The 25,193-nt window shown below is 73.1% G+C and carries 21 protein-coding genes; 9 read left to right on the forward strand and 12 right to left on the reverse strand.

The window, feature by feature from the left end:
- Positions 1-82 precede the first annotated feature (82 nt).
- The 9 genes from QSK26_RS34000 to QSK26_RS34040 all read right to left on the reverse strand — a co-directional run bounded on the left by QSK26_RS34000 (position 83) and on the right by QSK26_RS34040 (position 10,337).
- The gene (locus tag QSK26_RS34000) at positions 83-1,594 is read right to left on the reverse strand and encodes a sodium/solute symporter (RefSeq protein ID WP_285779425.1); all 1,512 of its coding nucleotides are present in this window, start codon (positions 1,592-1,594) and stop codon (positions 83-85) included.
- A 19-nt stretch (positions 1,595-1,613) separates the two neighbouring features.
- Positions 1,614-2,018, reverse strand: coding sequence for a DUF485 domain-containing protein (locus QSK26_RS34005; protein WP_285779426.1), 405 nt, complete (start codon positions 2,016-2,018; stop codon positions 1,614-1,616).
- Positions 2,015-2,779: a LytR/AlgR family response regulator transcription factor gene (locus QSK26_RS34010; RefSeq protein ID WP_285779427.1), complete on the reverse strand. Its 765-nt coding sequence runs from the start codon at positions 2,777-2,779 to the stop codon at positions 2,015-2,017. The genes QSK26_RS34005 and QSK26_RS34010 overlap by 4 nt, the downstream gene beginning before the upstream one ends.
- Before the next feature lie 138 nt (positions 2,780-2,917).
- Positions 2,918-4,114 (reverse strand): histidine kinase, encoded by a 1,197-nt coding sequence (locus QSK26_RS34015; protein ID WP_285779428.1) that lies wholly within the window; start codon positions 4,112-4,114, stop codon positions 2,918-2,920.
- Between the two features lie 54 nt (positions 4,115-4,168).
- Positions 4,169-4,585, reverse strand: coding sequence for an HIT family protein (locus QSK26_RS34020; protein WP_352244449.1), 417 nt, complete (start codon positions 4,583-4,585; stop codon positions 4,169-4,171).
- A complete protein-coding gene (locus QSK26_RS34025) occupies positions 4,582-5,742 on the reverse strand; it encodes an acyl-CoA dehydrogenase family protein (protein WP_285779429.1) in 1,161 nt (386 codons plus the stop codon). The genes QSK26_RS34020 and QSK26_RS34025 overlap by 4 nt, the downstream gene beginning before the upstream one ends.
- A gap of 75 nt (positions 5,743-5,817) precedes the next feature.
- A complete protein-coding gene (locus tag QSK26_RS34030) occupies positions 5,818-6,330 on the reverse strand; it encodes a hypothetical protein (protein ID WP_285779430.1) in 513 nt (170 codons plus the stop codon).
- A 185-nt stretch (positions 6,331-6,515) separates the two neighbouring features.
- The gene (locus tag QSK26_RS34035; protein WP_285779431.1) at positions 6,516-7,484 is read right to left on the reverse strand and encodes a diacylglycerol/lipid kinase family protein; all 969 of its coding nucleotides are present in this window, start codon (positions 7,482-7,484) and stop codon (positions 6,516-6,518) included.
- A gap of 123 nt (positions 7,485-7,607) precedes the next feature.
- Positions 7,608-10,337, reverse strand: a complete 2,730-nt coding sequence (locus tag QSK26_RS34040) for an immune inhibitor A domain-containing protein (protein WP_285779432.1) — start codon at positions 10,335-10,337, stop codon at positions 7,608-7,610.
- Positions 10,338-10,668: 331 nt separating this feature from the next.
- Here QSK26_RS34040 and QSK26_RS34045 point away from each other — a divergent pair, with 331 nt between their 5' ends.
- From QSK26_RS34045 to QSK26_RS34070, 6 genes are all read left to right on the forward strand, one after another.
- On the forward strand, positions 10,669-12,030 hold the full coding sequence (locus QSK26_RS34045; RefSeq protein ID WP_285779433.1) for an FAD-binding oxidoreductase: 1,362 nt from the start codon (positions 10,669-10,671) through the stop codon (positions 12,028-12,030).
- A gap of 120 nt (positions 12,031-12,150) precedes the next feature.
- Positions 12,151-14,388, forward strand: coding sequence for a serine/threonine protein kinase (locus QSK26_RS34050; RefSeq protein ID WP_285779434.1), 2,238 nt, complete (start codon positions 12,151-12,153; stop codon positions 14,386-14,388).
- A gap of 140 nt (positions 14,389-14,528) precedes the next feature.
- The gene (locus QSK26_RS34055; protein WP_285779435.1) at positions 14,529-15,338 is read left to right on the forward strand and encodes an enoyl-CoA hydratase-related protein; all 810 of its coding nucleotides are present in this window, start codon (positions 14,529-14,531) and stop codon (positions 15,336-15,338) included.
- Positions 15,339-15,512: 174 nt separating this feature from the next.
- The gene (locus tag QSK26_RS34060) at positions 15,513-15,719 is read left to right on the forward strand and encodes a hypothetical protein (protein WP_285779436.1); all 207 of its coding nucleotides are present in this window, start codon (positions 15,513-15,515) and stop codon (positions 15,717-15,719) included.
- 161 nt (positions 15,720-15,880) lie between these two features.
- Positions 15,881-16,735 carry a helix-turn-helix domain-containing protein gene (locus QSK26_RS34065; protein WP_285779437.1) on the forward strand — a complete coding sequence of 285 codons (855 nt, stop codon included), beginning with the start codon at positions 15,881-15,883 and terminating at the stop codon, positions 16,733-16,735.
- 72 nt (positions 16,736-16,807) lie between these two features.
- Positions 16,808-17,074, forward strand: coding sequence for a hypothetical protein (locus QSK26_RS34070; protein WP_285779438.1), 267 nt, complete (start codon positions 16,808-16,810; stop codon positions 17,072-17,074).
- A 13-nt stretch (positions 17,075-17,087) separates the two neighbouring features.
- On the opposite strand, the gene QSK26_RS34075 is transcribed toward QSK26_RS34070, so the two are convergent.
- A complete protein-coding gene (locus QSK26_RS34075) occupies positions 17,088-17,717 on the reverse strand; it encodes a TetR/AcrR family transcriptional regulator (RefSeq protein ID WP_285779439.1) in 630 nt (209 codons plus the stop codon).
- A gap of 140 nt (positions 17,718-17,857) precedes the next feature.
- Positions 17,858-19,384, reverse strand: a complete 1,527-nt coding sequence (locus tag QSK26_RS34080; protein WP_285779440.1) for a phytoene desaturase family protein — start codon at positions 19,382-19,384, stop codon at positions 17,858-17,860.
- A 292-nt stretch (positions 19,385-19,676) separates the two neighbouring features.
- Here QSK26_RS34080 and QSK26_RS34085 point away from each other — a divergent pair, with 292 nt between their 5' ends.
- The 3 genes from QSK26_RS34085 to QSK26_RS34095 all read left to right on the forward strand — a co-directional run bounded on the left by QSK26_RS34085 (position 19,677) and on the right by QSK26_RS34095 (position 23,868).
- Entirely contained in the window at positions 19,677-20,606 is a 930-nt protein-coding gene (locus QSK26_RS34085) for a pseudouridine-5'-phosphate glycosidase (protein WP_285779441.1), read from the forward strand.
- A 249-nt stretch (positions 20,607-20,855) separates the two neighbouring features.
- On the forward strand, positions 20,856-21,797 hold the full coding sequence (locus QSK26_RS34090) for a carbohydrate kinase family protein (protein ID WP_285779442.1): 942 nt from the start codon (positions 20,856-20,858) through the stop codon (positions 21,795-21,797).
- Positions 21,798-21,981: 184 nt separating this feature from the next.
- A complete protein-coding gene (locus QSK26_RS34095) occupies positions 21,982-23,868 on the forward strand; it encodes a hypothetical protein (protein ID WP_285779443.1) in 1,887 nt (628 codons plus the stop codon).
- 161 nt (positions 23,869-24,029) lie between these two features.
- On the opposite strand, the gene QSK26_RS34100 is transcribed toward QSK26_RS34095, so the two are convergent.
- Positions 24,030-25,187, reverse strand: coding sequence for an acyl-CoA dehydrogenase family protein (locus tag QSK26_RS34100; RefSeq protein WP_285779444.1), 1,158 nt, complete (start codon positions 25,185-25,187; stop codon positions 24,030-24,032).
- Positions 25,188-25,193: the final 6 nt, after the last annotated feature.

The raw sequence follows: 25,193 nt of genomic DNA on the forward strand, positions 1-25,193 counted from the left end.
TTCGCCGAGCCGTCTCCGCGCGGCGTTCAGCTGGACCCGGTGTGCGATGAAAGGTCGCATATGCGCGACGAACGGTCGCCGGTCAGCTCCGGCGTGGCCGCCAGTCGCCGCGGTCCACGTTCAGCATCTCGGGAGTGTGCAACCGGACCATGACCCGGGCCACGTCGCCGGGTACCCGGTGCTGCGTGGCCAGCGAGACGACCACCATGACGACGAAGGCGATCGGCACGGTCCAGGCGGCGGGCTGGGCCAGCAGGGCGCCGGCCATCCCGTGGTGCGGGCCGCCCACGATGGTGGTCAGCACCGCCGTACAGGCCAGGCCGCCGCCCGCGAGCAGGCCGGCCATCGCGCCCGGCGGGGTGAGCCGCCACCACCAGATGCCCAGCACGAGCAGCGGGCAGAACGACGAGGCGGCGACCGCGAACGCCAGCCCCACCACGTCGGCCACCGGCAGCGACCGCGTCGTGGACGCGAGCGCCAGCGGCACGATCACGGCGAGCACGGTCGCCACCCGGAACGACCGGACGCCCCCGCCGCCCAGGATGTCCTGCGCGATCACGCCCGCCACCGAGACGGTCAGGCCCGAGGAGGTGGACAGGAACGCGGCGAAGGCGCCCGCCGTGACCAGCGCGGCCAGCAGGTCCCCCGGCGTCCCGCCGAGCAGCCGGGCCGGCAGCGTCAGCACCACCTGGTCGGTCTGCCCCGTCGCCAGCAGGTCCCGCGCGTAGATCCGGCCCAGCGCCCCGTAGATCGCGGGCAGCAGGTAGAACGCGCCGAGCAGCGAGAGCACCACCAGCGTCGTACGGCGGGCCGCCCGGCCGTCCGGGTTTGTGTAGAACCGCACCAGCACGTGCGGCAGGCCCATCGTGCCGAGGAACGTCGCGAGGATCAGCGAATAGGTCGAGTAGACGGGATAGTCCCTGCCGCTGGCCAGCGGCAGCGCCCACGACGCGGAGTCTCCCGCGGGCAGGCCGGGCGCGCCGCGCGCCCGCCAGGCCATCAGCAGGAAGACCAGCGGCAGCGCCAGCGCGGTGAGCTTCAGCCAGTACTGGAACGCCTGCACGAACGTGATGGACCGCATACCGCCGGACAGCACGTTGACCGCGACCACCACCGCGACCAGCACTCCCCCGGCCCAGTCCGGCGCCCCGGTGATCGAGTGCAGCACCACGCCCGCGCTCTGGAACTGCGGCATCAGGTAGAGCCACCCGATCAGCACCACGAGCACGCTCGCCGTGCGGCGCACCGCCACCGACGACAGCCGGGCCTCGGCGAAGTCCGGCAGCGTGTAGGCGCCCGAGCGGCGCAGCGGCGCGGAGACCAGCACCAGCAGCACCAGGTAGCCGCCGGTCCAGCCGACCGGCAGCCAGAGCATGTCGGCCCCGTAGGCGAGGATGAGCCCGGCGATGCCGAGGAAGGAGGCCGCCGACAGATACTCGCCGCCGATCGCGGAGGCGTTCCACAGCGGGGAGACCGTGCGGGAGGCGACGTAGAAGTCGGAGGTGGTGCGGGACAGCCGCAGCCCGAACCCGCCGATGAGCACGGCGGCGACCACCACGACCACGACCGCGGTGACTCCGTACGCGGGGTTCAACGGGCTCCGACCCTCCGGGTCACCGGCGTTCGACCAGCTCGGTGAAGTGCCGTTCGTTGCGCTCGGCGTGCCGCACGTAGAGCCACGCGCCGGCCACGAACGCGGGGTAGATCAGCCCGGCCAGCACCGCCCACGGCAGCGGCACCCCGAGCAGCCGCACCTCACCCAGGTCGGGCACGAGCATGAAAAGCACCGGCAGCCCGCACACGACGCAGCCGAGCACCGTGCAGATGAACAGCGCGAGCCGGAACTGCGTCCTGACCAGGGAGCGGATGTAGACCTCGCCCAGCCGGGTCTGTTCGTCGATCTCCCGGGTCACCGGGTAACGCGGGCGGCGGGCGGCCCGCGTCCTCGGGCTGGTCACCACCTCCCGGCGCGGGCGGTCGCCGCCCATCCCGGAGATCCGCCGCGGCCTCTCGGTCACCGCGCCCCCTGTCCCTTGCGCGCCCTGCGGACCAGCAGGTCGCGCAGCTCTCTGGTGTGCCGGCGGCTGACCGGGATCTCGGTGCCGCCGATGCGGACGACGCACCGCCCGGAGTCGATGTGCAGCTCGTCGATGTGCTTGACGGCCACCAGATGGCTGCGGTGCACCCGGACGAAACCGGAGGAGGCCCACCGTTCCTCCAGGGTGGCCAGCGAGATGCGGACCAGGTGGCTGCCGCTGGCGGTGTGCAGGCGGGCGTAGTCGCCCTGGGCCTCGACGTACCTGACCTCGGTGCTGGCGACGAACCGGGTCACGCCGCCCAGTTCGACCGGGATCGTGTCCGGCTCCCTGGCCGGTACGGCCTCCGGCTCGGTGAGCTCGGTGGCGACGCACACCCGCCTGATCGCCTCGGCCAGCCGTTCCGGGCGGACCGGTTTGAGCAGGTAGTCCTCGGCCTTGATCTCGAAGGCGTCCACCGCGTGGTCCTCGTAGGCCGTGACGAAGACGATCTTGGGCGGGTTGGCGAACTGGGACAGCAGCCGGCCCAGCACCACGCCGTCCAGGCCGCGCATCCTGATGTCCAGGAACGCGGCGTCCATCGGCCGTCCGTCGGCGATGGCCCGGTCCAGCAGCCGCAGCGCCGCGGCGCCGTCCCTGGCCAGCGCCACCTCGCCGATCCGCGGATCGGCGCGCAGCATGTAGGCGAGGTCCTCCAGGGCGGGCAGTTCGTCGTCCACCGCCAGGACACGCAGGCCGGGCACCGTCACTCCCCTCCGGCGTGCCCGCGAACACACCGATCGCTGCGATTTCCGCGGCTTCCACTAGCTCGTGATGAAACAGGGGCGAGAAGTCAACGGCGTCACGGCGGGGTCACAGCTCGGCCGAATGCTCCGCGAGGCTCAGCGGACCGAGACACCCGGGTGGTACTTGGGCAGCCGGACGCTCACCTTGGTGCCCGCCTCCGGAGCGGTCTCCACCACGAGACCGTACTCGTCGCCGTACACCTGGCGGAGCCGCTCGTCCACGTTGGCCAGGCCGACCCCGCCCGCCCCCGAGCGCTCGTCGGTGTCGCCGGCGAGGATGCGGCGCAGCCGTTCCGGGTCCATGCCGATCCCGTCGTCCTCGACGCTGATCAGGCACTCCGCCCCGGCGTCCTCGGCGACGATCGCGATGCGGCCGGTGCCGGGCTTGCTCTCCAGGCCGTGCCGCACGGCGTTCTCGACCAGGGGTTGCAGGCACAGGAACGGCACCGCCATCGGCAGCACCTCGGGGGCGATCCGCAGGGTGACCTGGAGCTGGTCGCCGAACCGCGCGCGTTCCAGGGTGAGGTAGCGGTCGATGGAGCGCAGTTCCTCGGCCAGGGTGGTGAACTCGCCGTGCCGGCGGAAGGAGTAGCGGGTGAAGTCGGCGAACTCCAGCAGCAGTTCCCTGGCCCGCTCGGGGTCGGTGCGCACGAAGGACCCGATGGTGGTCAGCGAGTTGTAGATGAAGTGCGGGGAGATCTGCGCGCGCAGCGCCCGCACCTCGGCCTCCATCAGCAGGGTCCGCGAGCGGTCCAGCTCGGCGAGTTCGAGCTGGGAGTCGACCCAGCTCGCGACCTCCTGGGTGGCCCGGACCAGGCCGGCCGAGGCGTGCTCGCCGTACGCGGTGAGGGTGCCGACGACCCGCTCGTCCGGGGTGAGCGGCACCACGACGGCGGACCTGATCGGGCACTCGGGGTACTCGCAGGAGACGACGTCGGGGCCGAGGACGTGGGTCCTGCCGTCTTTGAGGGTCTCGGCGGCGTGCGCGAAGACGTCGGCGGCGTGGTGCTCCCCCGCGCCGTCGTAGACGAGCAGGCGCTCGCCGTCGGTGATGGCCAGGGCGGGCGAGCCGAGCAGGGCGCGCAGGTGGCGGGACGCCTTCAGGGTGCCCGCCTCGGTCAGGCCGGCGCGCAGGGCGGGCGCGGCCAGCGAGGCGGTGTGCAGCGTCTCGAACGTCGCCCGCTCGGCGGGGCTGCTGCCGAGCTCCCGCCGGCCGCGCAGCATCCGCCGCAGGACCAGCGCCGGCACACTGATCAGGACGAGTACCACCAGAACGGCCACGACGGGTTCCACAGCCGCAGAGTAGCCCTTTTCCGATCTCGGGCCGACGTCCTTGACAAAGTAAGGTCACTTCATGGCTGCACGGATTTTCGCCGCATAAGTCTCAGCTTCACTTTCATCCGCATATTTCACCCGGGGCCAGAAAAATCCGCGCAAACCGTCTTTTCGATTACGGGGCACCACGTGCACGTGCAGATGCGGCACGCTCTGGCTCACCCGGTTGTTCATCGCCACGAACGAGCCCGCCGCGGCCAGCCCCTCCTCCACGGCGCCGGCCACCGACCGCACCCGCTCGAAGAAGGGGCCCACCAGCTCGGCCGGCAGGTCGGTCAGCGTCTCCACGTGCGCCCGCGGCACGACCAGGACGTGCCCCTTGAAGACCGGGCGGCTGTCCAGGAATCCGATCGCCGTCTCGTCGGACAGCACGACGTGCGCCGGACGGTCGCCGCCGGCGATGGCGCAGAACAGGCACTCGGCGTTCACCAGTCCAGTGTGGCCTCTCCCGAGACCAGGGCGCGCGCGATCACCATCCGCTGCACGTCGTTGGTGCCCTCGCCGATCGCCATCAGCGGCGCGTCCCGGTAGAGTCGCTCGATCACGAACTCCTGCGAGTAGCCGTAGCCGCCGTGCACCCGCATCGCCTCCATCGTGGTGCGCAGCGCCACCTCCGAGGCGAAGTACTTCGCCATCGCCGCCTCGGCGTTCACCGCCCCCGCCGCCGACCGGTCCGCCGCCCAGTACGTGAGCAGCCTGGCCGCCTGGATGTCGGTGGCCATGTCCGCCAGTTTGAGCTGGATCGCCTGGAACTCCGCGATCGGCCGGCCGAACGCCCGCCGTTCCCGCGCGTAGGCCAGCGCCGCGTCGTAGGCGCACTGCGAGACCCCCACGGCCCGCGCGGCGATGTTGATCCGGCCCAGCTCCAGCGCGGAGAGCACCTGCTGCATGCCGCGCCCCTCGGCCCCGCCGAGCAGGTCCCCCACCGGCACCCGCACCTCGTCGAGCACCACCTCACAGGTCTCGGTGCCCTTGTAGCCGAGCTTGGGCAGGTCGCGGCCGATCGAGAAGCCCTCGCTCGCCGGATCGACCAGCAGCACGGACATGCCCTTGTGCGCGGGCGTGGTCCGCGACGTCTTCACCAGCACCGGCAGCGGGTCGGCGTGCCTGGCGTTGGTGATCCAGGTCTTGGTGCCGGTGACGACGTAATGGCCGCCGTCGCGGACCGCCCTGGTCTGGATGCCCTGCAGGTCGGTGCCGGCGGCCGGCTCGGTGAGCGCGATCCCGGTACGGCGGGCGCCGCTCGCCAGGTCGGGCAGCAGCCGGGCGCGCTGTTCGTCCGTGCCGTATTTCGCGATCATCCAGGTGGCCAGCGAGTGCGAGCCGAGCACGCCGGCCACGCCCATCCAGCCGCGGGCGATCTCCTCGAAGACCAGCGCGAAGGACACCCGGTCGAGGTCGAGCCCGCCGTACTCCTCGGGGACGGTGATCCCGAACAGGCCGAGCTCCGCGAACCTTTCGACGATCTCGGCCGGGTAGCGGCCGGTGCGCTCCCACTCGGAGGCGACCGGCACGATCTCCTTGTCCACGAACTCGCGGAGAGTCCGTCTGAACAGCCGCTGCTCGTCGTTCAGTGCGAAGTCCATCAGCCCGCCGCCTCGACCGGAACATGATTCGGAACTTCTACGCTAACCGATCGCCCGGCCCCGCACCCCGACCGGTCAGGTCAGGCGTCCGGCGCGCGCGGACGGCGGGGCCGCGCGCCTGCCGAGCAGGCGCCGGACGATCAGGAAGGCGACCACCCCGCCCGCGGTCCACACGAGTCCCTGACGGCGCCGGATCCCGGCGGCGGGCCCGGTCTCCCCCCGGTCGCCTCCGTCCCCGGCCGGGACCGAAACGGGCACGCCGGTGGCCTGGCCGTCCGGCGAGGGCCCGGCGGCGGGCGGCTCGCGGGACGCGCGTTCCCCGGCGGCCTTCCGCTCCAGCGCGCCCACCTGGGGCTCCGCCCCCGGCTCTCCGGCACGGGCGAAGTCCTCGTGCGCGGCCTTCTCCCGGCCGGTGGTCCCCAGCGTCTCCTCCCGCTCGGCGTACTCCCGCGCCCCCGCCCTCGTGTTCGGCACGTTCAGCGACAGCCGCTCGTCGGAGGGCACCTCCTCGCCCACCGTCTGCCGGTGCGCGCCGACGTCACCCGCGGTGTACTCCGGGCGGACCTCCCCTGGATCACTCTCGGTCATCTCCGGCGAACCTCCTCCTCCCCGGGCCTCCCCCGGGCCTTCCCGGCGCCCGGCCCTGGTGCGCCTACCCGCGGGACACACGGCAAACCTGCGGCGGGCGCGCGCTCAGCGACGCGGGCGGGGATCGCGCCCGGGGAGGGGGGCGGCGGCGGTGGTGCGGATGTGGCCGGCGTGGAACCCGCTGATCAGTTGTCCACGAAGTCCGCGGGCACCATCACGCGCAGCCCGTTGGCCACGGTGCGCAGCGTGATCGGCGTGAGCAGGCGGACCTCGCCGTCCACGTCGGCCCGCATCGGCGGGTCGGTCTCCAGCACGATCTCCCTGCCGACCACGAACGGACCGCCGGCGAGGCTGCGCCAGCGCCCGCCGGTGGCCCGGGTCAGGGTCTCCACCAGCAGTCTCAGCCGCTTGCCCGAGCCGAGCTGGTAGGCGACCAGCCTGCCGTTGTCGATGCTGATGTCGCTGGCGACCTGCCAGCCGCCCTGGAAGCGGCCGTTGGCGATGTTGAGCTGGTGGGTCAGCACCTCGTGCCGCCGCCCGTCCACGGTCAGGTAGGCGCGGAAGGGCCGGTGGCCGGGCAGCACCGTGAGCGCGGTGAGCGGGTAGGCGGCGCGGCCGACCAGTCGCTTGAGCCACGGCCGGACCGTGCCCGCCACCTCGACCGAGACGCCGAAGCTGGCGAGGTTGGCGAAGGCCCGGTCGCCGGCCATGCCGAGATCGATGTCGGCCACCTTGCCCCGGCTGAGCACGCCGATCGCGCCCGCCAGGTCGAGCGGCAGGCCCAGGCTGCGCGCGAAGTTGTTGGTGGTGCCGAGCGGCAGCACGCCGAGCGCCACGTCACGGTGCGCCACGTGCTTGACAGCCGTGCTGAGCGTGCCGTCGCCGCCGCCGACGATGAGCAGGTCGGGCCCGTCGGAGAGCGCGGCCTCCAGGGTCGCACGCAGCTTCTTGGGGTTGACCACGCTGAACACCCGGTAAGGGTCGAACCCGTCCCTGCGCAGGATGCGGATGGCCTCCGGATAGAGCCGGCGGCCCCGCCGGGAGTGCGTGTTGATCACCACGGTCGCCCGCCGCAACTCGTGGATCGCCTTGGTGTGCTCGGTCTTGCTGCGCAGCCCGGCCGTGCCGTCTCCCGCGCCTTGCTCGCTGCCCACGTTTCCCCTCAGAACCGATTCCCTTGTGTCTCGCGGAGAACCGTCGATTGCCCGCCTCCATCGTAGAACGCGGAACGCCGCCCCCGGGCGGTCCCGGGGGCGGCGTGGCCGGATGAATCCGTGCTACTTCCTGGCCGCCTTCGGCGGGGTCACCTGAATGATCGCGCCGAGGTTGCCGGGCAGCGGGGCGACCAGCTTGAGCTGAACGCCCAGCGCCTTGCCCTCGTCACCGGGGTTGCCGGAGCCGAGCACGCTGCCGTTCACCTGCTGGCCGTACAGCTCCTTGGCCGGGGTGCCGTCGGGGTTCACGACCCGGGTGGAGTACGGCTGGTCGTCCTTGGACGGGACGACCACCGAGGCGTCGAAGTCGCGGTAGCTCAGCGCGCCGTTCCGGACCTCCAGACCCGGGTACCACGTCTTCGCGTCGGTGAAGGCGGAGACCGCGGACAGGGCCGGGAACTTCGTGCAGTACTCGCTGAACGGCTCGGCCGCCGCTTCGAGGCACTCGGTGAAGGGGTAGGTCTTGCCGAAGGAGAAGGCCGCGTTCGAGGTCTGCGGGCGTCCCGGCAGGTTCTTGGCGACGGTGGTGTCCTTCTGCGCCGCCACGCCGGTGCGCCGCAGCGGGTCGAAGTGCGAGTCCACCAGCAGCAGGCTGCCCTTGGTGCCGAGGCTCGGCGGCAGGGCCAGGTTGGACTGGAGGATGTTGTTGGTGAAGGTCGAGTCGCGGTACCAGACGAGCATGCCGGGCGCGTTGTACTTGACCTTCTCCACCTTCCAGGCGCCGTCGCGCAGGTAGTTGGTGTCGTAGGTGTACTGGAGGCCCTTGTCGAAGCCGTCGAAGTTGCGCCACTCGGCGAGGTAGAAGCGCTCGACCTCACGCTCGCCGTTGTTGATCGCCCAGCCGCCGCCGTGGGTGTTGGTGTGCGTGCCGCCGCTGGCCGCCCAGCCGTTGGCGCCGCCCTCGACGTCGTCGCTCCACACGGTCTGGCCGCCGCTGGTCACCGAGAAGTCGTCGGAGTGCCAGCCGCGCGGGGTGAAGGCCGCGTCGGTGTTGTAGCGCAGGCGCAGCTTGACCGTCTTGCCGGCGAACGGCGCGAGGTCGACGTAGTCGTGCCGCCAGCCGTTGGTGTTGCCGGTCAGGCCGTACTTCTTGTTGCCGAAGGTGGCGAGGTTCTTGTTCGGGTCGGTGTAGTCGTCGTCGGTGCTGACCAGGTTGCCGGCCTCGTCGTAGACCTTCTGCTCGGCCCAGGTGGCGCCGCCGTCGGCGGACACCTCGACGAAACCGTAGTCCCAGTCCTCCTCGATCTCGTAGTTGTTCCACAGCCAGAACTTCACGTCGGACCCGGCCGGGACCTGCACCTCGCGGGTGAGCTTGACGTCGGCCCACTCCTGGTCGAGGTTGGACCACCAGGCGTTCGATCCGCTGTGCGGCTCGATCATGGCGAGCGGCGCGCTGTCCAGGTTCACCCGGACGCCGTCCTCGGTGAGCTTGGGCGTGCGCGAGGTCTGGCCGACGGTCACCAGGCCGCCCCGGTCACCCGGGTCGAAGGTCTTCGGGTCCGCCCAGCCGAGCACCCACTTGTCCCACAGTCCCATGTGCGTGGGCATCGACTGGAAGATCGGCCCGGAGTGGGAGCCGCTGGACATGAGGTCCCAGAAGTCCACCGCCGACTCCGCGCCGCCGGAGGTGTCGTAGAGGTCGGGCAGGCCCAGGTCGTGACCGTACTCGTGGGCGAAGACGCCGACGCCGGAGTCCTCCGGCTGCACGATGTAGTTGGAGATCTTGAGCTGGGTGCCGGGGATGCTGTAGCCGCCGGCCACCGCGCTGGAGTGCGCCCAGATCGCGTACGTGCCCTGCGCGCCGCCGTCGCCCGACTTGTCCTTGCCGGCGTGCACCAGCACCAGGTGGTCGATCACGCCGTCGGGCTCGGAGTAGTTGCCGTCGCCGTCGGCGTCGGAGACGTCCTCGACGTCGTAGTCGGCCCACGGGAAGTCCGGCTGCTGCTCGGCCAGCGTGTTCACCGCGTCGATGGCGAGCTGGGCCGCGCCGACCCGGTTGTCCGGGTGGCCGGACATGTCCTGCGCCGCGCCGCCACAGGCGGACGCGCCGTACCACGCCTCGGAGTGCGGGACCTTGAGCCAGCCGACGGCCTCGCCGTTGACCGAGTAGGCGCCCTTGGACATCTCCTCGTACATGTTCTTCATGGTGTAGCCGGACATGTCGATGCCGGCCTTGCCGTCGGGCCCCTTGAGGTCCTTGCGCACCCGGGTGGTGATGCCCTCCTTGGAGTAGAGCATCTTGTTGAAGTGCGAGGTGCTGAAGTCCGGCACCCACATGGTGTTGTTGTCCTTGCGGGGCAACTTCGCCGGGTCCGGGATCTGGTTGTGGAGGGGACCGTTGAGCAGGGTGCCCGGCGGCTCCGTCACGCAGTCGTCCGGGCCGCTGCCGATGGCGCGCGGCCGGGAGAACCCGGAGAAGTCGTCGTTCGCCTGGTCGTTGAACTCGACGAGCAGGGTGAGCAGCTCGGCGTTCTGCGTCTGCTTCGAGTTCTTGAAGATGAACTGCGCGGGGTTGAGGCCGGTCCGCATGGCCTGGCGCTCCCGGGCGGCGAGGACCCGGCCGGCGACCGGGTTGCCGCTGGAGAACTTCTGGTCGAACTTCTTGGTGGTCGCGGCCATCGTCCGGGCCCGGCTGGAGACGCTGGGCTCGCTCTGCTCCGGCTCGACGGCCGGGGCGGCGTAGTTGATGTAGTAGTCCGCCGGTGACGGCTGGTATCGCGCGATCGAGGTGTCGGCCGGAGTGGCGGCACCGGTGATCGCGAGGCCCGCTGCGGCGAGACCCAACGCCGGCACGATCGCGATGAGGCGCCGTCGGGCGCCCCTGCCTCTGCTGGACAACTAACTTCCTCCCTCGCCCGGGGTCACCGGGCAAACATCCAGGGCACGCTGGGGATGAGCGTGTCGTTCCGGATACATGGGCCACATGCGACACAGGGCTCATGAATCCGCAAACGGGACGTTAGAGGAGAAGGTAAAGCGGGAGTAAAGCAGTTGTCGGATGTTGTAAAACCGTGATTCATCCGAAGTGATCCGGTTTCCGGCCGGGGTCAGACCGCCTCCGGCTCGGACCGGCGGAGGGCATGACGGTTGCCACCGGGGAACGTGGGAGTCGTACAGTCCTGGTGTGACCGCAATCGCCCAGCTTGCCGCCGCCCTGCCTCCGGGCCGGGTGCTGACCGACCCCGACGTCACCGACGGCTACTCCCGTGATCGGACCTTTCTCCCGCCGGGCAGGCCCCTCGGCGTGGTACTCGCCCAGTCCCGCGACGAGGTCGCCGAGACGCTGCGCTGGGCCGCCGCGCACCGGGTGCCGGTGGTGCCGCGCGGCGCGGGCACCGGCCTGGCCGGCGGCGCGACCGCCGTCGAGGGCTGCGTGGTCCTCTCCGTGGCGCGGATGACCGCGATCAAGGAACTGTCGCCCGGCGACGAGATCGCCGTCGTGGAACCCGGCGTGATCACCGCCGACCTGGACCGCGCGGCCAGGGAACACGGGCTGATGTACGCGCCCGACCCCTCCTCCTACGAGATCTCCAGCATCGGCGGCAACCTGGCCACCAACGCGGGCGGCCTGCGCTGCGTGAAGTACGGCGTGACCCGCGACTCGGCGCTCGGCCTGGAGGTCGTGCTCGCCGGCGGGCGGGTGCTGGACACCGGGCGGCGCACGATGAAGGGCGTCACCGGCTACGACCTGACCGGGCTGTTCGTCGGCTCCGAGGGCACGCTCGGCGTGATCACCGAGGCCGTCGTACGGCTGCGCCGCGCCCCCGCGGACCCGCCCGCGACGGTCGCGGCCGAGTTCCCCGGGCTGCGCGCCGCCGCCTCCGCCGTGTCGGCGATCATCGCGGCCGGCTGCGGGCCCTCCATGCTGGAACTGCTGGACCGCGCGACCCTCCAGGCGATCGACGACTGGAAGCACATCGGCCTGGAGTCCTCGGTCGAGGCCATGCTCATCGCGCAGGCCGACTCCCCCGACAGCGCGGCGGTGGCCGAGCGGATGCGCCGGCTGTGCGAGGAGAACGGCGCGTCGTTCGTGGCCGTGTCCGCGGACCCGGCGGAGGCGGACGAACTCGTCGGGCTCCGCCGGCTCGCCTACCCGGCCAAGGAACGCCTGGGCAACTGCCTGGTGGAGGACGTCTGCGTGCCGCGGTCGGCGCTGCCCGAGATGATCTCGGCGGTGGAGGCGGCCGCCGCCAGGCACGACGTGACGATCTGCACGGTCGCGCACGCCGGCGACGGCAACGTGCATCCCGTGTTCGTCTTCGAGCACGGCGTGCCCGAGCCGCCGCCGCGGGTGTGGGCCGCGGCCGACGACGTCTTCCGCGCGGCGCTCGACCTCGGCGGCACGCTCACCGGCGAGCACGGCGTCGGGCTGCTGAAGCGGCGCTGGCTGTCGCTGGAGATCGGACCGGTGGCGGAGGAGGTCCAGCGCGGGATCAAGGGGGTCTTCGATCCCCTGGGGATCATGAACCCGGGCAAGGCGATCTGAACGCCGCCTTTCTCCCTTGGCGCCTTTCCACCCCGGCGGTAAAGCACCCGCTTCAGACGCCACACTGGTACCGTTCTGCCGGGGTTAAACAAATTTGCAGGTCTTTGTCGGGGGGCATAGGTGGCGCAGGTCCAGCCGCTCACCACGGAAGATCCGCGCCAGCTCGGGGCGTACGAGGTGCTCGGCCGGCTCGGGGAGGGCGGTCAGGGGATCGTCTATCTGGGGCGCGGTCCCACGGGTGAGCAAGTAGCGGTCAAACTGCTGCACAGCGGGCTGGTCGCCGATCCGGAGGCGCGGGCCAGGTTCCTGCGCGAGGTCGCGGTCGCCCAGCGGGTGGCCGCCTTCTGCACCGCGCCGGTCCTGCACGCCGACCTGGCGGGCAACCAGCCCTACATCGTCAGCGAGTACGTGCCCGGCCCTTCGCTGCGCCAGCTGGTCGACCGGGAGGGGCCGCGCCGGGGCAGCGCGCTGGACCGGCTCGCGATCAGCACCGCCACCGCGCTCGCGGCGATCCACCGGGCGGGCGTCCTGCACCGCGACTTCAAGCCCGCCAACGTGCTGATGGGCCCCGAGGGCCCGGTGGTGATCGACTTCGGCATCGCCAGGGCGCTGGACTCGCCCGGCGCGACGGCGACCGGCACCACCATGGGCACCCCGGCCTACCTGGCTCCCGAGCAGCTCACCACCGGGGACGTCTCCCCCGCGGCCGACGTCTTCGCCTGGGGCGTCACGATGGTCTTCGCGGCGACGGGCGCGCCCGCGTTCGGCCAGGACTCCATCCCGGTGGTGATGAACCGGATCCTGCACCAGGAGCCGGAGCTCGGTGACCTCGACGGGGCGATGCGGGAGCTGGTCGCCGCCTGCCTGTCCAAGGACCCGGCCGTCCGCCCGACCGCCGAGGAACTCGTCGGCCATCTCACCGGCCAGCCCACCGGTCCGCTCCGCACCCTCGCGGTGCCCTCCTCCCCGCCCCAGGCGTACGACGTCCGGCACGCGCCGCCGTACGAGCACGGCCACGCGCCCGCCGCCGACCCCACCCTCCTGCAGCAGCCGGCCTTCCACCTCACCGACCACGCGAACCCCCACGGCACCGCCCCCGGCACTCCGCAGGGCCACCCACCACCCCAGAGCCACGGAGCACCTCAGGGACACGGGCTGTCTCAGGGACACGGGCTGTCTCAGGGACACGGGCTGCCTCAGGGACACGGCGGACCGCAGGGACCCGGCGCCCAGTACGGTCCGTACGGGTCCGGCGGGCCGCAGGGACCCGGACCCCAGCAACATCACGGCTCACCGCAGGGACCCGGATCCCAGCAACATCACGGTCACGGCTCGCCGTACGTCCCCGGCGGACCTCAGCACCCTGGAGCGCCCCAGGGCCCCGGCGGCCCGCGCGGAGCACACGGAGCGCACGGCGGGCAGCCGCACGGCCCCGGGCCACAGGGCCCCGGTGGCCATGGTGGACCCGGCAGCCCCGGCGGACTCGGTGGACCCGGTGGGCAGCAGGCCGGGCCCGGCGGGCAGGGGCGGGCCGGGCAGGGGGGCGGGCCTCGGCACGGGACGCACGGGCGGGCCGGTTCCCGGCGCGGGAGCGCACGGCGGCCGGTCGTCATCGCGCTGGGGTCGGTCGCCGCCGTCCTCGTGCTCGGCGGCGGGATCGTGCTGGCCAACGCCGGCCGGGAGCAGACCCCCGCGCCCGACCCGAACCCCGCGTTCGTGGCGGCCGAGGAGACCCAGACCCCCGACCCGGACGTGCCCGAGCCGACGCCGGTCACGGCCGAGGCGACCGCCGAACGCACGCCGAAGCCCAGGACGCCCAGCCCGTCGCGGACCGCCGCCCGGTCCCCCGAGCAGCGCCCGCGCACCTCCAGCGCCCCTTCGCCGCGCAGGACGCCGTCCGCCGAGCCGTCCAACGAGATCCCCGCGACGGACACCGCGGCCCCCACCCCCAAGCCGTCCTCGCCGAAGCCGACGACCGCGCCCCCGTCCTCGGCGAAGCCGAGACCCAAGCCGACCACGAGCGCGCCGTCCAAGCCGAACCGGTACTCGGCGGCGGGCGTGTGCGGCTCCGGGTTCAAGCAGATCGACTCGCACAGCCTCGGCGGCGCCACGGTCTACCTGCTGTACAACTCCGCCCAGGGCAAGAACTGCGTGGTCACCCTGTCCAGGTACGAGATGCCGGCCAAGGTGGCGATGAGCGCCGTCCTCCAGGTGCAGAACGGCGCGAGCGACAGCGACAGCGGCTCCTACAGCTCCTACGCGGGGCCGATCCGGCTGCCCGCGGTGAAGAAGTGCGTGATGTGGGGCGGTTCCTTCGGCGGCACCTCCTGGAAGAGCGGCTGGAGCCACTGCACCTGACCGGGGCACGGCTCCGCCGCGCCGGGGGGTCCTTCCCGGGCCGGACGCGCCCGCGTTAGATTGCTGCGTGATCGTCATGCGGCCGCCGCCGCAGGGCCGGCCGAGGCGGGAGCCGTGCCCGTCGTGTCCGAGGAGCGTCAGTGACCAGCAGCGATGGAGGGTGGCCCGTGGAGAGCCTGGTCCGCAGGGAGGTGGCGGACGGCGTGGCCACGATCACCCTGGACTCGCCGCGCAACCGCAACGCGCTCTCGGTGCGGCTGCTCGGCGACCTGGAGGCCCGGCTGAACTGGGCGCTCGGCGAGGAGAGCGTACGAGTGATCGTGCTGACCGGCGCGGGGCCCGTGTTCTGCTCCGGCGCCGACCTCAAGGAGCAGCGCGTCGCGCCGGACGATCCGCACCGCGCGCCGGTGACCGCGTCCTTCCCGGAGATCATGAGCCTGATCTGGGAGAGCCCCAAGCCGGTGATCTGCCGGCTGAACGGCACCGCCAGGGCCGGCGGGCTCGGCCTGGTCGCGGCCTGCGACTTCGCCATCGCGCCGCTGACGGCATCCTTCGCCTTCTCCGAGGTGCGGCTGGGGGTGGTGCCCGCGATGATCTCGGTGACCGTGCTGCGCCGGCTGGAGCCGCGGGCGGCGGCGGAGTACTTCCTGACCGGCGAGGTGTTCGACGCCGCGCGGGCGGCCGAGATCGGGCTGCTCACCCGGGCGGTGCCGGAGGAGGAGCTGGACGCGACGGTGGCGCGCTACGCGGACATGCTGTTGCGCGGCGGGCCCGAGGCGCTGGCCATCACCAAGGGGCTCGTGCGCAGGGTTCCGGCGCTGACGGTCGAGGAGGGGATGCGGCAGATGGCCGAGCTGTCGGCGGAGCGCTTCACCTCGGCGGAGGGGCAGGAGGGCATCGCCGCGCTGCTGGACAGGCGCCCGCCCCGATGGGCGCCCCGGCCCGCCTGACCGGAACCCCTGCCGCGGAGACTTTCCACGCGCCATCCCCCTTGTAGCCGAAACCCAATATTTCGGGTGGCGGGCGTAATATCCTGATCCCTGGGCATTGGAACCTTCCAGCGACCTTGATCCCTATACAATTGCGCGCAATTGCAGGGGGGACCGCTCGGGGAAGGAAACATCATGCGCTTGCGGTTTCTCGGCTCCACCTCGGAGGCGGGCGCCTGCCCGTCCCTCTACGAGACCGACCGCGGCACCATCGTCGTGCAGGGACTGCAGGTCAGCGACGCCGCCGCGCTCGCCGACCTGCGCCACGTGCTCGACGGGGAGGTCGCCGTCGAGGTGCCTCGCGAGCTGCTCACCGAGATCGCCCGGCGCGTTCTCGACTGACCGGCGCCGCCCCCTCCGCCCGTCGTCGTTGATCACGATTTAGCCGCGCACCCTGGCACGGCCGCCCGGTCCGGTCTACTGTCATGCGCACCCCGGGCCCGGCACCGCCGCGGCTGCCGGGAACGTGGCCAGGCCCTTCGGCGCCCCGCAGCGGAGGTGGCGTGAGCAGCTTTCAGCAGGCTCGGATCGATCTCGGCTCCCAGCTGAGACGATTGCGGGAGGCCGCCCACCTGTCGGGCAAGGAACTCGCCGAGCGCCTCGGCTGGCAGGCGTCCAAGGTCTCCCGGCTGGAGAACGCCCGGCAGACCGCGACCGAGGACGACGTGCTGATGTGGGGCCGGGCCGTCGGCGCCCCGCAGGGCACGGTCGGCACGCTGGCCGGGCAGGCGGCGTCGCTGGTGGAGCGGAACGAGTCCCGGCACCGGCCGCGCGCCGGCCTGGTGGCCATGCAGGAGGACATCAGGGACCTGGAGGCGCGCACCCGGTCCTTCCGCGTCTTCGAGCCCGGCGTGGTCATCGGCCTGCTGCAGACCACCGAGTACGCCCGCAACGTCTTCGCCAAGGTCAGGCGGCTCCAGGCGGCCCCGGAGGAGATCGACTCCGCGATCAGGGTCCGGATGCAGCGCCAGGAGATCCTCTACGACCGCAACCGCCGTTTCCGGTTCGTCCTGCCCGAGGCGGTGCTGCGTTACCGGCTGGCCCCGCTCACCGTCATCCTGGGCCAGCTGGACCGGCTGCTCGCCGTGAGCACCCTGCCCAACGTCGAGTTCGGCGTGATCCCGTTCGAGGCGCCGCTGCCGTCGGCCCTGCTGAACGGGTTCTGGATCTACGACGACGAACTCGTGGGGGTGCCGACCAAGACCAGGGACCTGCTGCTGCGCGCCCCGGAGGACGTCTCCTTCTACTGCTCGACGTTCGAGGAACTCTGCTCGGCCGCGGCCTTCGGCGACGCGGCGCGGGCGGTGGTGGTCAGGGTGATCGACGACTTCGCGCGGGAGGAACAATCCGCGAATTGACCTTCGCAATTGCTTGCTTGTCATGACAAGATCGTGCAATCCTGTCGCGAGAAAAAGTTGCGGAGGTGACGCATGATGCTGGACACGATGTCCTGTCTTGAGCACTTCGCCGTGGCGGCGCGCCGCCACGCCGACCTGACCGTGCAGAACCTCGCTCTGAGCAGCGACCCGGCTTACGTGTGCGTTCGGAACCGGTTCAGCGACACGCTCCTGGAGACGGTGACCTGCTGCCCCGAGGGCAACTTCCTCACATCGTGGGGCTACCGGCTCGGCAGCGCCGACAACATCGAGGACGCGGCGGCCCGGCTCGCCTACCTGCTGGCCGCCCAGCCCGTGTAGCGAGGTCGCGCGGTCAGTCGCCGAAGGCCGCCGGCGGCAGCCCCACCTCGCGGGCGGCGGCGATCCTGGCGTGCTCCAGCAGCCGCTGCCGGGTGAGCACGGCGGGGTGCAGCGTGTAGCGGGTGACCAGCCCGTCGAGCATCGCGTCGATGCGCTCGGCGGCCCCCCGGGGATCGTCGCAGCTGAACTCACCGGACTCGACCCCGGCCTTGATCAGCCCCTCGACGGCGGTGATCCAGGTCAGCTCCAGCTCGTACATGATCTCGCAGACCGCGGGCTCGCGCAGGGCGGCGGCCCAGGCGTCGATCCAGATGATCCAGCTCTGGTCGCTGCGCGACTCGGGGATGTAGAACCGCAGCATCTGGTCCAGCCGCGACACCACGCTGCCCGGTGCGCCGGCCAGCTCGGCCAGCCGGGCGCTCTCCTCCTCCAGGGTGGCCCGGAGCATCGCGGTGATCAGCTCGTCCTTGGTGGCGAAGTGGTAGTGGATCAGCCCGCCGCTGACGTTGATCTCCTTGGCGATGTCGGAGACGCGGGTGCTGGCGAGCCCTCGCTCCAGCACGACCCTGCGGGCGGCGTCGAGCAGCTCCGCCCGCCGCTGGTCGGCCTGATCCGCCCTGGTGTTCGTCCTGGCTTCCCGCACGCTCCGCATTCCTTCAGACTATCGCCGCGCGCGGCTTCGGGGATCACCTGCGCCGCGCGGAGCCGCCGGGCTGACTCCACGATGCACCAGGTGGCTCCGCGGCGCCAGAGGGCGTCCGGTGAAGAGCGCGTGAAGGCTCGTCAACCGCCCAGGACGGCCATGGCGGCGTTGTGCCCGGGGATGCCGCTGACGCCGCCGCCCCTGCGCGCCCCGGCCCCGCACAGCAGGACCCGCGGGTGCCCGGTCCGCACGCCCCAGCGGTCCTCGCCCTCCGGCGCGTACGGCCAGGCGAGGTCGCCGTGGAAGATGTGCCCGCCGGGCAGCCCCGCGTCGGTCTCCAGGTCCACCGGGGTCTTCACCTCCAGGCAGGGGGCGCCGTCCGCGTCGCGGAGCAGGCAGTCCTCCAGCGGCTCGGCGAGCACGGAGTCGATCGAGGCGAGCGTGGCCCGCAGCGCCGCCTCGCGGGCGCCCGCGGGGTCCTCGCGGAACAGCCGGGCGGGCATGTGCAGGCCGAACAGCGTCATCGTGTGCGCGCCCGCGGCGCGCAGCTCCGGCCCGAGGATGGACGGGTCGGTCAGGGTGTGGCAGTAGACCTCGGCGGGCGGCAGGGCGGGGATACGGCCGGCGGCGGCCTGCGCGTGCGCGGCGGCCAGCTGGCCGTGCCCCTCGTTCACGTGGAACGTGCCGCTGAACGCCTCCGCCGGCTCCACCGCGGGGTCCTTCAGCCGGGGCAGCCGGGCCAGCACCATGTTGATCTTGAGCTGGGCGCCCTCGGGCGGCTCCGCGTGGCCGCCGAGCAGCCGGGCGAGCACGGCGGGCGGCAGCCCGGCCAGCACGTGGCCGCCGCGCACCGTGTGCTCGCCGTCCTCGCCGGCGAACGTCACCTCGCCCGAGTCGGGGTCGATGGCCAGCACCTCCGCGCCGGTGCGGATCTCGGCGCCGGCCGCCCGGGCCGCGCCGGCGAGCGCGCCGGACACCGCGCCCATGCCGCCGACCGGCACGTTCCAGTCGCCGGTGCCGTCGCCGATCACGTGGTAGAGGAAGCACCGGTTGGCCAGCAGGCCGGGGTCGCCGGGGTCGGCGAAGGTGCCGATCAGCGCGTCGGTGAGCACGACGCCGCGCACCGTGTCGTCCGCGAACCGCTCCGCCACCGTCTCACCGATGGGCCGCTCGAACAGGTCGCGCCACGCCTCGTCCCCGACGGCCGCGCGCACCGCCGTACGGCTGGGGAGGGGTTCGAGCAGGGTGGGTGCGAGGCGGGCGGCCACCCGCGCGGTCATCGCGTAGAAGCGCCGCCACGCCTCGTGCTCGGCGGGGCCGCCGGTGACCGCGGCGAAGGAGGCGGCGGTGCGGCCCTCGTCGGCGCCGTCGACCAGCAGGCCGGTACGGCCGAGCGGGGTGTAGGAGGCGAACCGGCGGCGGCGCAGCTCCAGGGTCAGCCCCAGGTCCTTGACGATCCGCGCGGGCAGCAGGCTGACGAGGTAGGAGTAGCGCGACAGCCGGGCGTCCACGCCGGGGAACGGCCGGGCGGAGACGGCGAGGCCGCCCACGTGGTCCAGGCGCTCCAGCACCAGGACCCGGCGGCCCGCCCTGGCGAGGTAGGCGGCGGCCACCAGGCCGTTGTGCCCGCCGCCCGCGACGACGACGTCATAACGCGAGGCTTGCATCGGGGGGTGTCTCCCAGCTGATCGTCCGGTCCCGCGGCCGGTGCCGGGCGCGGGCGGGCGCGGTTCGGTGACCGCGCCGGAGGGCTCCCGGAGGTCAGGGACCGCCGCGCCCGAACGGGCCGGGACGGGGTACGGCCAGGGCTCCCTCCACCACCATGCCGGGCACTCTACACCTGCGCCGCGGCCCCGAGTGGACGCCGGACATGGGCCCCCGTAACCTGCTCACTTCGGAACAAACACACCGTTCCACGCAAAGCGCTAACGACTGTCGACGAGGGGTAAGAACCAGCCCATGTCTAGGAGTGCCGACACCATCCTCCGCCCTTCCGCCGAGGTCGCCGCCGCCCTCGCCGAGGGGACGCCGGTCGTGGCGCTGGAGTCCACGATCATCTCGCACGGGCTGCCGCAGCCGCGGAACCTGGAGGTGGCCGGGGAACTGGAGGAGATCGTCCGGGAGGCCGGGGCCGTGCCCGCGACGATCGCGGTGCTGGACGGGGTCGCGCGGATCGGGCTGGACGAGGAGGGGCTGCGCCGCGTCGCCGCCGAGCCCGGGCTGCGCAAGCTGGGGCAGCGCGACCTGCCGCTCGCGGCGGCCCTGGGCGCGAGCGGGGCCACGACGGTCTCGGCGACCTCGTTCCTGGCCGCGCGGGCCGGGATCCGGGTCTTCGCCACCGGCGGCCTCGGCGGGGTGCACCGGGGCTGGACCGAGGACCAGGACGAGTCCGCCGACCTCGACGCGCTCAGCCGTACCCGGATCACCGTCGTCTGCGCCGGGGTGAAGTCCATCCTCGACGTACCGGCCACGCTGCAACGGCTGGAGACCCGGGGCGTGACGGTGGCCGGTTACCGCACCGACTTCTTCCCCGGCTTCTACCTGCACACCTCCGGCGAGCCGGTGGACTGGCGGATCGAGTCGCCCGCCGAGGCCGCGGCGGTCATGCGGGCCCAGGACGCCCTCGGCGGGACGGAGACCGCCCTGATCGTCGCCAACCCCGTCCCGGTGGAGCAGCAGCTCGACCCCGCCCTGCACGACCGGGTGCTCGCCGAGGCCCTCCAGGCGGCGTCCGCCGCCGGGGTCAGCGGCCAGGCGATCACCCCGTTCCTGCTCGACTATCTGGTCAAGGGCACCGAGGGCGCCTCCCTGGAGGCCAACCTCGCCGCCGTGCGCGGCAACACCCGCCTCGCCGCCCGGATCGCCGCCGCCTGGTCCACGGCCCGCTGACCCGCCATGCCCGGCCGAGACACCCCGGCGCCCCCACCACCCACCCCGCCCGACCCCGCACGCACTCCCCCGCCCGACCCCGCGCCCACCCCGCCCGACCCCGCACGCACTCCCCCGCCCGACCCCGCGCCCACCCCGCAGGTCCCCGCACGCACTCCCCCGCACGACGCCGCGCCCACGCCTCCCGCTGCCCACCGGCCCCCCGCGACCGCGGGTGGCCGTCTCCGGCCCGCCGCGGCCGGTGAGCGTGTGCCTCCGGCGGGGCTGCTGGTGATCGGGGACGTGGTGACCGATGTGGTGGCCATCCACCGGGAGGGGATCGCGAAGGGGACCGACACGGCGGCCGACATCACGCTGCGGCCGGGCGGGTCGGGCGCCAACACGGCCGCGTGGGCCGCGCGGCTGGGCGCGGACGCGCGGCTGCTGGCCAGGGCCGGGTTCGACACGGCCGAGTGGCACACGGCGGCGCTGGTGCGGGCGGGGGTGCTCCCGCACGTGCGGGTGGACGCCGGGCGGCCCACGGCTGTGGTGATCGCGATGGTGGACGGGACCGGCGAGCGGACCATGCTGACCAACCGGGGCGCGGGCGGCGCGATCGGCCCCGGCGACTGGGCCGACGAGCTGCTCGACGGCGTGGGCCACCTGCACGTGTCCGGCTACACCCTCTTCGCGGGACCCGGCCTGCTCCTCGCCCGCCGCGCCATGGCCGCCGCCGCCGGGCGCGGCGCGCGGATCAGCGTGGACCCGGCCTCGACCGGTTTCCTGCACGACTTCGGCGTCGAGCGCTTCCTGGCCGAGACCGCGCCGGCCGGCCTGGTGATCCCGAACCTGGACGAGGCCCTGCTGCTGACCGGCGAGACGGACGCGGAACGCGCGGCCGAGCTGCTGAGCGCCCGGTACGGCACGGCGGTGGTGAAGCTCGGCGCGGACGGGGCGTTGCTGGCCAGGCGCGGCCGGGTGTCGGCGAGAGCGCCCGGCGCGCGCGTGGACGTGGTTGACTCGACCGGGGCGGGCGACGCCTTCGCGGCCGGATATCTGACAGCATCATTGGGGGGCGCGAACGACGCGGACGCGCTGGCCGCCGGATGCCGGTCCGGCGCGGATGCGACCACGCTGGTGGGGGGAAGGCCCGACTTGAGGCTTTCGCCCGATTTATCGCCCGACGAGCTTTACCCTATTGACACCAATTGATAGCTTGCGGCGTAGGCTGCACCATCAGCCACACGCGTCACTCTGGGGAGGTTGCGGTCTGCCGATGGACGCCGAGTCATCGATCTGCCTGAGCGATCTGGTTCCGGCCCTGCGCTGGAGCCGGCCCAGACAGGTCACCGAAGTTCTGGCCGACCCGCGACTTCCCGCCGGTTGGTGGGCCTCCGTGACGCTGCCACGGGCCTTGGCCGTGATGGGCATGGACTGGCTCTGTGACCGGCTCTCGCGGCTGTCCGTCACCCGCTGGGACCATCTTCCGCTGACCGACCTGATGCCCGCGTTGCAGGTGCACGCCGCCGACCCGGCGCTGCCCGGCTGGCCGGAGCCGGTCCGCGCGGTGATCAACGGGCTGGGCGGCTGGTCCAGGCTGCGCAGGCTCACCCCGGCCGACCTGTCCGCGCCGGCCGCGCCCGCCTCGGCGGAGACCGTGCTGTCGGCGATCTACCGCGACGTGCTGAGCCGGATCCCGGCGCACCGGTCCGCCGGCGCTGCCACCCAGCAGGCCCAGACCCAGGCCGGCGCGCAGCAGGGCACGCACATCGCCGCCCTGGCGGGCGGCCCCGCCGTACCCGCCGGGCGCCCCGCCCTGCCCCCGGCGCAGGCCGTTCCCCCCCAGCCACACCCGCAGGCCGCCCAGCCGCAGCCCGCTCACCCCCAGGCCGCCCAGCCGCAGCCCGCTCACCCCCAGGCCGCCCAGCCCCAGGCCCCTCACCCCCAGGCCGTCCAGCCGCAGGCCCCCCAGCCACAGATCGGCCAGCCGCAGCTCGCTCAGCCGCCGGCCGCTCAGGTGCAGCCCGGTCAGCCGGCGCTCGCCCCGCCGCAGGCGGTCCAGCCCGGACAGCCGCAGCCGGGCAGCGCCGCGCCGCAGGCGCCTGCGCCGGGGGCGCCGGCCGCGCCGCCCACCCCGGAGATGGTGGCCGAGCACCCGCTGGTCGGGCTCGTCGACTCGACCTTCCGCGAATGGCAGCCGCTGGAACAGGCCGTGGCCGTCGAGCGGCTGTTCGCCACCGACCCGATCAGCCTGCGCACGCTCGCGCACCGGCTCGGCGTGGACCGCGAGGTGCTGTCACTGGCCCAGCGCAGCGCCGAGGAGCGGGTGCTGCTGTGGCTGCGCTCGCCGGCGTCCTCGCCGCTCACCGGGCACCTGTTCCGGCTGACCGAGTGGCTCGGCGCGGCGGCGACCGAGGAGCAGCTCGTCGGCGCCGACCCGTCGCATCCGGTCGAGGTGCCGATCCTGCGCACGCCGCTGTGGCGGGTGCTGGTGACGCTGATGCCCGACCGCAGGCTCCAGGAGGGCTGGCTGGTCGTCGGCGACCTGGGCGGCCTGCGCGAGCGCACCCGGCAGCTCGTCGCCACGAAACCGGCCGAGGCCGACGTGGTGGAGCTGCTCGCCCAGCTCGGCATCCGCTCGCACTCGGCCAGGGCCTGGCTCGACGCGCTGGGCACGATCCCCGCCGCGCACGAGCGGGCGGCCCACGAGCAGCAGCAGCTCCCGCAGCGGCCCGCCGGCGCCGCATCCGGCACGGTTTCCGGCGCGTTCCCGGCCCAGCTGCCCCGCCGTACGCCGGGGGTCAACGGCCACGCCCGGGGCGGTCAGCCGGTGCCGCAGGTCGCCAACACGAACATCGACCCGAGCGCCGCGCTCGCCACGCTGTCCGCGCTGTCGGCGAACGCGTTCGCCGGCAACGGCCAGCCGCGTCCCCCGCACCTCACCCCCGGCCAGCGCGCCGGCGCGCCCTCCACGCCGCCCCCGCCGCCGCCGAGCCCGAGCTCCGACCCGCGCCGCTGGCAGCGCATCGACGTCACCAGCGAGCACCTGCGGGGCGAGCCGGTGGCCGTGCCCGAGGGGTACGCCGCGCAGCTCGGCATGCGCCCTGGCACGCTGCTGTCGGTGACCGGTCCCGGCGACAACGCCGTGGTCCTGGTGTGGCGTGACCGCCAGCCGGTCTTCGACTCCCTCCAGCCGGTCCTCATGCGGCTCAACGCCCGCCCCGGCGACCAGGTCTACGTCACCGTGGACGGCTACCGCCTGGACGCCCAGCTCCCCTCCTGACCCCCGTCACCCCGGCGCGTCCCACCGTCCCCGCGACGACGGGACGCGCCAGGGCACGCCGACGGCCCGGCGCGGAGTGATGCTCACCGGCGCCGGGCGTCGTCCAGGGGACAGGGTGCGGTCGGACACGGCGGGACGGGTGGGCCGGACCGCCTGGCGGGTCACAGGTCGGCGAGACCCAGCTGGCGGGCGATGAGCATGCGCTGGACCTCGCTGGTGCCCTCGCCGATCTCCAGGATCTTGGCGTCGCGGTAGAAGCGGCCGACCGGGAACTCGTTCATGAAGCCGTAGCCGCCGAAGACCTGGGTGGCGTCGCGGGCGTTGTCCATCGCGGCGTTGCTGGCGACCAGCTTGGCGATGGCGGCCTCCTTCTTGAAGGGCTCGCCGGCGAGCATCTTCTCCGCGGCGTGGTAGTAGGCCAGGCGGGCGGTGTGCGCGCGGACCTCCATGTCGGCGACCTTGAACTGGATGGCCTGGTAGTGGCCGATCGGGTGGCCGAAGGCCCGCCGTTCGCGGACGTAGCGCAGCGACTCGTCCACGCAGCCCTGGGCGAGGCCCACCGACAGCGCGGCGATCGCGATCCGGCCCTCGTCGAGCGTCTGCAGGAACTGCGCGTAGCCACGGCCCCGCTCGCCCAGCAGGTTGGCGGCGGGCACCCGGCAGTCCGCGAAGGACAGCTCCCGGGTGTCCGAGGCCGACCAGCCGACCTTGGAGTACTTCTTCGACACGGTGAAGCCGGGGGTGCCCGACGGCACCAGGATGGTGGAGATCTCCGGCTTGCCGGCCTCGGTGGTCCCGGTGATCGCGGCCACGCCGACGACGCCGGTGATGTCGGTGCCCGAGTTGGTGATGAACGCCTTCGTGCCGTTGATCACCCACTCGTCGCCGTCGAGCACCGCGGTGGTGCGCATCCCGCCGGGCACGTCGGAGCCGCCGCCGGGCTCGGTCAGGCCGAACGCGCCCAGCATCTCCCCGGCGGCCAGCGCGGGCAGCCACCGTTCGCGCTGCTCGGGGGTGCCGAACCGGTAGATCGGCATCGCGCCCAGCGACACCGCGGCCTCCACCGTGATCGCCACGCTGGAGTCGACCCTGGCCAGCTCCTCCAGGGCCAGGCAGAGCGCGAAGTAGTCGCCGCCCATGCCGCCGTGCTCCTCCGGGATCGGCAGCCCGAAGACGCCCATCGCGCCGAGCTGCCGCACGATGTCGTAGGGGAACTCGCAGCGCTCGTACAGGTCCCCGATCACCGGGGCGACGACGTCGCGGGCGAACTCGCCCACCGTCTTGCGAAGCGCTTCGTACTCGTCGCTGAGGCGGTGCATCGGATC

The organism is Microtetraspora sp. NBRC 13810, assembly GCF_030268685.1.
GTDB lineage: Bacteria > Actinomycetota > Actinomycetes > Streptosporangiales > Streptosporangiaceae > BSRQ01.